General features: G+C 59.5%; 6 protein-coding genes and 1 pseudogene. 3 read left to right on the forward strand and 4 right to left on the reverse strand.

Annotated features, from left to right (window positions below; translation table 11 throughout):
• From ABJN75_RS18465 to znuA, 3 genes and pseudogenes are all read right to left on the reverse strand, one after another.
• Nucleotides 1-198, reverse strand: a pseudogene (locus ABJN75_RS18465) (Cys-tRNA(Pro) deacylase); the annotation flags it as partial.
• Nucleotides 199-210: 12 nt separating this feature from the next.
• Nucleotides 211-558 carry an ArsC family reductase gene (locus ABJN75_RS18470; protein ID WP_348441061.1) on the reverse strand — a complete coding sequence of 116 codons (348 nt, stop codon included), beginning with the start codon at nucleotides 556-558 and terminating at the stop codon, nucleotides 211-213.
• 243 nt (nucleotides 559-801) lie between these two features.
• Nucleotides 802-1,815 carry a zinc ABC transporter substrate-binding protein ZnuA gene (gene znuA, locus ABJN75_RS18475; RefSeq protein ID WP_348441062.1) on the reverse strand — a complete coding sequence of 338 codons (1,014 nt, stop codon included), beginning with the start codon at nucleotides 1,813-1,815 and terminating at the stop codon, nucleotides 802-804.
• A gap of 122 nt (nucleotides 1,816-1,937) precedes the next feature.
• On the opposite strand from znuA, the gene ABJN75_RS18480 reads away from it, so the two are divergent.
• Genes ABJN75_RS18480 through ABJN75_RS18490 form a run of 3 tightly spaced genes read left to right on the forward strand, consistent with a single transcriptional unit; the run spans nucleotide 1,938 to nucleotide 4,058 of the window.
• Nucleotides 1,938-2,807 (forward strand): metal ABC transporter ATP-binding protein, encoded by an 870-nt coding sequence (locus ABJN75_RS18480; RefSeq protein ID WP_348441063.1) that lies wholly within the window; start codon nucleotides 1,938-1,940, stop codon nucleotides 2,805-2,807.
• Nucleotides 2,800-3,651 carry a metal ABC transporter permease gene (locus ABJN75_RS18485; protein WP_348441065.1) on the forward strand — a complete coding sequence of 284 codons (852 nt, stop codon included), beginning with the start codon at nucleotides 2,800-2,802 and terminating at the stop codon, nucleotides 3,649-3,651. Before ABJN75_RS18480 ends, ABJN75_RS18485 begins: the two co-directional genes overlap by 8 nt.
• A 50-nt stretch (nucleotides 3,652-3,701) precedes the next feature.
• Complete coding sequence (locus ABJN75_RS18490; RefSeq protein WP_348441066.1) at nucleotides 3,702-4,058, forward strand: Fur family transcriptional regulator; 357 nt, start codon at nucleotides 3,702-3,704, stop codon at nucleotides 4,056-4,058.
• Between the two features lie 85 nt (nucleotides 4,059-4,143).
• Here the strand turns inward: ABJN75_RS18490 and guaA are convergent.
• Nucleotides 4,144-5,664 (reverse strand): glutamine-hydrolyzing GMP synthase (gene guaA / locus ABJN75_RS18495; RefSeq protein WP_348441064.1); only part of this gene is annotated, 1,521 nt, incomplete at its 5' end.

The raw sequence follows: 5,664 nt of genomic DNA on the forward strand, positions 1-5,664 counted from the left end.
GGATGGCAGCACAACACAAACCGGCTTTCCGTCGAGTTCCCCCATCAGGGTTTTCAGCACCCGGGCCGGCGGCTCATCCAGCGCTTCGGCCGCCTGCATGCCGATGCGCTCGGCGTCAGGATCATACTCATAGCTGTGAACCGAAAATTCGATGCCTGACCTGGCGAGGGCCTGGGTGGCGCGGGTTGTCTTGGCTATTTCCCTTCTCCTTCAATCGAAGAACTGCTCGTAGAGCTCAGGCTTGAAGCCGATCAACAGCCGATCATCCGCTTCGAGCGCAGGGCGCTTGATCATGGACGGCTGCGCCAGCATCAGCGCAATCGCCTTGTCGGTGTCGAGATGCTGCTTTTCGGACTCGTGGAGCTTGCGGAAGGTCGTTCCGGAGCGGTTGAGAACGGTTTCCCACCCCGCAGCATCACACCAGCGCCGAAGCTGCGGCTCATCGATTCCGCTGGTCTTGTAATCGTGAAACTCAGCCTCGATCGCATGGTCCGCAAGCCAAGCGCGCGCCTTCTTCATCGTGTCGCAGTTCTTGATACCGTAGATCGTGACCGTCATGTCCTGGTTCTCCGCGACGTCCGGTCATGGGCGACCAGCACTCAGAATTGGATTTCCGCTTTATCATCCCAGCTCCCGACCGGACATGGGTCCTGGCGGATTTTTACCTCGGGGTTCCCGATTCCGCCAGAAAGACGTTGAAAAGTATCGGGCGGACGATGTTTTGACATGCGGGATTGTATCTCATCAAGAGATCCGAAGACGGGCGGCGCAAGCCGCCCGCACTGAAGGCATCATACTCGTTCAGCTGGCTTGTGACAGACAGGTGCTCATCGAAGTCGCCATGTTGCGAATAAGTTGAAAGTAGAGATCCGGACCGTTTTCAAGTTCGGCTCCAAGCGGATCGATGACACCGGCCCTGGCTCGCGTACCCTCGGTGACCGTGGAAACCAGTTTTGGCTCGAATTGCGGCTCGGCGAAGACACAGGCCGCTCCCAATTCCTTCACCCTTGCACGAATCTCGGTGATTCGCTGGGCGCCCGGCATGACTTCGGGCGACACCGTGATCGAGCCCGAGGCTGTCACGCCAAACCGGTTCTCGAAATAGTGGTAGGCATCGTGAAAGACGATGAAGCCCTTCTGCTTGACCGGATCAAGCTCGGTCTGAACTTCGGCAATCAACGCATCGAGTTTTGCCGTGACCGCTTCGGCATTGGCTTCGTATTTGCCCGCATTGGCAGGATCGGCAGCCGCCAGTGCCTCCTCGATTTCGTGCACCATGGCCTTGGCGTTGACCGGATCAAGCCAGACATGGAAATCGAATTCTCCATGGGCGTGGTCCTCATGGCCTTCCGCTTCGGCGTTTTGGGCATGATCCTGATCCGCTTCGACTGTATTCTCGTTGTCGTGGGCATGATCGTCATGACCGGCCTCATCACCATGATCGTGTTTTTCGAAAGCGCCGCCTTCGCGAAAACCCAGTTTCAGCAGATCAGGCGCATCAATCAGTTCGACGGACTTGGCCTGCGCACCAACCGTTTCCAGCGGCTTTTCCAGGAAGGCTTCGAGTTCATGGCCAACCCAGAAAATGATATCGGCTGATTCCAGCATCTGCGCCTGCGAGGGTTTGAGGGCGTAGTTGTGGGGCGAACCCGCCCCCTCAACGATCAACCCCGGATCTCCGGCACCTTGCATGACCGCCGCGACCAGCGAATGGACCGGCTTGATGGATGCCACCACCGTGATCTCTGCACTTGCCGAGACCGCGGATGCGGCAAGAAGTGTCGAGGCGAGAAGAAGTTTCCTGGCGCTGTTCATGTGGGATTGCTTCCTTTGTTCGAGAGGCGAGTATGTCACGTTATCTCATTACAAGATTGCGTTACGATATAACGTGTGCCATATAATGTGGCAATATCTTTCTTCGAATTGGCCGGAACGCAGTGTCAGACATCATTTCGAACCACCCTGAAGCACTTGTCACATTGGAAAACGCCGGAATATGCCGGTCCGGACGCTGGCTCGTGCGCGGCGTCGACATTTCCATTCAAAAGGGGGAAATCGTTACCCTGATCGGGCCGAACGGCTCGGGCAAATCGACGACCGCGAAAATGACGCTCGGCATCCTCAAGCCCGATGAGGGCCGGGTCAACCGCATGCCGGGTCTGCGGGCGGCCTATGTGCCGCAAAAACTCTCGATCGACTGGACCCTGCCGCTCACCGTGCATCGTTTCATGCGCCTGACAGGCCATGTCAGCGATCGGGAAGCAACTGAAGCCATGGCCGCCACGGGCGTCAGCCACCTGGCAAAAGCGGAAGTGCGCACCTTGTCCGGTGGCGAGTTCCAAAGGGCCATGCTGGCGCGCGCCATTGCCCGCAAACCCAACCTGCTGGTACTGGACGAGCCGGTGCAGGGCGTGGATTTTTCCGGAGAAATCGCGCTTTATGATCTCATCAAGAGTATTCGTGACCAGATGCATTGCGGCATCTTGCTGATCTCCCACGATTTGCACGTGGTGATGGCGGCAACTGACCGGGTGATCTGCCTTAACGGACATGTTTGCTGCTCGGGCACCCCGACTGCCGTTGCCTCAAGCCCTGAATACAAGGCGCTGTTCGGCGCGCGAGCTACCTCGACACTCGCGGTCTATCAGCATCATCACGACCATACCCACCTGCCCGATGGCCGGGTGCGCCATGGCGACGGCACCGTCACGGACCATTGCCACTCCGGCGATGGTCATCATCACCCTACCGACACACCTGCCGATGATGAAGCTCATCATGGCGGCGAAGGGAACCGCGATGCTTGAGGACTTCTTCACCCGCGCCCTTCTGGCCGGCGTCGGCGTGGCGCTGGTAACAGGACCGCTCGGCTGTTTCATCGTCTGGCGCCGTCTCGCCTATTATGGCGATACGCTGTCCCACGCGGCCCTGCTGGGCGTAGCGCTTGCCTTCCTGTTCGAGGTCAACATCACGCTGGCGGTTTTCGGCGTTTCGGCCTGCGTGTCGTTGGCGCTGTTGCTGTTGCAGAAACGGGCAACCCTTTCAGCCGACGCATTGCTTGGCCTGCTTTCGCATTCCGCACTCGCCCTGGGTCTGGTCGTCCTTGCGTTCATGACATGGATCCGTATTGATTTGATGGGCTTTTTGTTCGGCGATATCCTGGCCGTTTCCCGGATGGACATTTTCATTATCTGGCTGGGCGGCGCCGTGGTGCTCGCCATGCTTGTCGCAATCTGGCGACCCCTGTTTGCCGCAACCGTCAACAGCGAACTGGCAGAGGCCGAGGGCATGAACCCGGAACGCGCCAACATCATCTTCATGCTGCTGATGGCCGCAGTCATCGCGATCGCCATGAAAATCGTCGGCGTACTGCTGATTACCGCGATGCTGATCATTCCGGCCGCGACCGCCCGCCGGTTCTCCTCCGGTCCCGAACAGATGGCCATTGTGGCGGCCTGTCTTGGTGTCGCGGCGGTTATTGGCGGCCTGTTCGGCTCTCTGGAATGGGACACTCCGGCCGGACCAAGCATTGTCGTCGCAGCACTTGGCCTGTTTATCCTGTCGATTCTGCCATTGCCAAGATCGGCGTCAGGAAAGCATATTGCAGCGCAAGAAGGTGGCGCAGAGCACCAGAAAGGACCGCGGCCGTGACCGAGCATACTCATGCAATCGCCGATCTGACCAAAAACCAGTCGCTGGTGATGGGCGCGCTGACCAGGTCGGAAGGTCCGCTCAGCGCCTACACGATTCTCGACAGGCTGCGTGATAACGGCTTTCGCGCTCCGCTTCAGGTCTACCGCGCGCTCGACAAGCTGGTGGAGTTCGGACTCGTCCACCGTCTGGAGAGCCTGAATGCCTTTGTCGCCTGCAGCCATCCCGGATGCGATGGCGACGAGACAATTGCATTCATGATCTGCGAGAACTGCGGCCAGGTTAACGAGATCTCTGATGACCCCCTTGCAAAGCGGCTCAAGCAGCTTGCCGGCGAGGCGAGTTTCGCGCTGAAGAAAACCACCATCGAGCTGCGCGGCATCTGCAAAGCCTGCCACCCAGCCTGAAGTTCACGGCTTTGCCGGATCGAACAATGTCAGGCATCCTGTCCGCGCAAAAACCAGCGGTTTCACGCCGGGCCGGACAGGCCGCCTATTCCCACTCGATGGTTCCGGGCGGCTTGGAAGTGACGTCGTAGACGACGCGGTTGATGCCCTTGACCTCGTTGATCAGGCGCGTCGCAGTCTTGCCGAGGAAATCCATATCATAGGGATAGAAATCCGCGGTCATGCCGTCGACCGAAGTAACCGCACGGAGTGCGCAGACGAACTCGTAGGTGCGGCCATCGCCCATGACGCCGACGGTCTGCACCGGCAAAAGCACGGCAAAGGCCTGCCAGATGGTGTCGTAAAGACCGGCCTTGCGGATTTCGTCGAGATAGATGGCGTCGGCCTGACGCAGGATCTCGAGCTTGTCGCGGGTGATGCCGCCGGGGCAGCGGATTGCCAGGCCCGGTCCCGGGAACGGATGACGGCCGATGAAGCTGTCGGGCAGGCCGAGTTCTTTGCCCAGCGCCCGGACTTCGTCCTTGAACAGTTCGCGCAAGGGCTCGACCAGCTGCATGTTCATGCGCTCGGGCAGGCCACCGACATTGTGGTGCGATTTGATCGTCACCGAAGGACCGCCGGAAAATGACACGCTTTCGATCACATCCGGATAGAGCGTGCCCTGTGCCAGGAAATCGGCGCCGCCGATCTTTTTCGCCTCTTCCTCGAAGACTTCGATGAACAGCCGTCCAATGGTCTTGCGCTTGGTCTCGGGATCAGCCTCACCCTCAAGCTGCGAGATGAAGCGGTCCGACGCATCGACCAGCTTGAGCGACAAATTATAATGCTGGCGGAACATGGTGACGACATCGGCCGCCTCGTTCATGCGCATCAGGCCGTGGTCGACCAGGATGCAGGTCAGCTGATCGCCGATCGCTTCATGAATGAGCAGGGCAGCGACGGAGGAATCCACACCGCCGGACAGCGCGCAGATGACCTTTCCCGAGCCGACCTGATCGCGGATCTTCTGCACCATCTCGGCGCGGTAGGCGGCCATCGACCAATCAGCTTTCAAGCCGACGATCTTGTGCACGAAATTGGACAGAAGTTTCGCGCCGTCGGGCGTGTGCACCACTTCAGGATGGAACATGGTGGTGTAATAGCGCTTGTCTTCATTGACCGAGATGGCAAACGGCGCGTTCGGCGATGTGCCGATGACCTCGAAGCCGTCAGGCAGTTGAGTGACCCGGTCGCCGTGGCTCATCCACACCGGATATTTCTTGCCGACTTCCCAGAAGCCTTCAAACAACGGACTTGATTTGAGAATCTCGACATCGGCGCGGCCGAACTCGCGGTGGTGGCCGCCTTCGACATTGCCGCCGGTCTGCAGGCACAGGGTCTGCTGTCCGTAACAGATCGCCAGGATCGGCACGCCGGAGTCAAACACGGCCTGCGGCGCGCGCGGCGAGCCTTCGCGGGTGACTGAATCGGGCCCGCCGGAAAAAATCACGCCTTTCGGCTGCATCCGCTCGAAGCCTGCATCGGCCAGCTGGAACGGGACAATTTCGCAATACACGCCGGCTTCGCGCACGCGGCGGGCAATGAGCTGGGTCACCTGACTGCCGAA

The organism is Hoeflea sp. (assembly GCF_039975035.1).
GTDB lineage: Bacteria > Pseudomonadota > Alphaproteobacteria > Rhizobiales > Rhizobiaceae > Hoeflea.

Coding starts and splice junctions, on each gene's coding strand:
- ABJN75_RS18470 (WP_348441061.1), bottom strand. CDS start 558: ATGACGGTCACGATCTACGGTATCAAGAACTGCGACACGATGAAGAAG.
- znuA (WP_348441062.1), bottom strand. CDS start 1,815: ATGAACAGCGCCAGGAAACTTCTTCTCGCCTCGACACTTCTTGCCGCA.
- ABJN75_RS18485 (WP_348441065.1), top strand. CDS start 2,800: ATGCTTGAGGACTTCTTCACCCGCGCCCTTCTGGCCGGCGTCGGCGTG.
- ABJN75_RS18490 (WP_348441066.1), top strand. CDS start 3,702: ATGGGCGCGCTGACCAGGTCGGAAGGTCCGCTCAGCGCCTACACGATT.